The 416-nt window shown below is 63.7% G+C and carries 1 protein-coding gene; it reads right to left on the minus strand.

Features of this window, described 5'->3' with window-relative positions:
* Nucleotides 1-416: hypothetical protein (locus ABAC402_RS40520; protein ID WP_040410160.1), on the minus strand; the 416-nt coding region annotated here is incomplete at both ends.

Consider the following 416-nt stretch of genomic DNA (forward strand, 5'->3'; position numbering starts at 1 on the left):
ACATCGCTGACCGTCAGGGTATTGGCGAAGTTGCCCAGGGTGAGGACGTCGGTACCGCCGTTCAGATCGACGACGCCAGCCGTGATGATGGTGCTGAGCGTAATGGTGTCGACATCGGCATTGCCGGTGATGGTCTCGACGTTCTGCAGTGTTCCCGTGTTGGCGAAGTTGCCCAGGACCAGGGTATCGGCACCTGCGCCCAGGTTGACCGTCATGCCAGTGAGGGTGGTGGCCAGGGTGATGGTGTCAGCCGCGCTGCCACCGGTCAGGGTCTCGACGTTGGAGACGGTGGCTGAGTTGGCGAAGGCGCCGAGCGTCAGGCTGTCGGTGCCAGCCGCCAGGTCGATGGTACCGGCGGTAATGGCTGCCGCAAGTGTGATGGTATCAGCGCCGGTGCCGCCGGTGATGGTTTCGAC

The sequence above is a fragment of the Asticcacaulis sp. AC402 genome, from assembly GCF_000495835.1.
Taxonomy (GTDB): Bacteria; Pseudomonadota; Alphaproteobacteria; order Caulobacterales; family Caulobacteraceae; genus Asticcacaulis.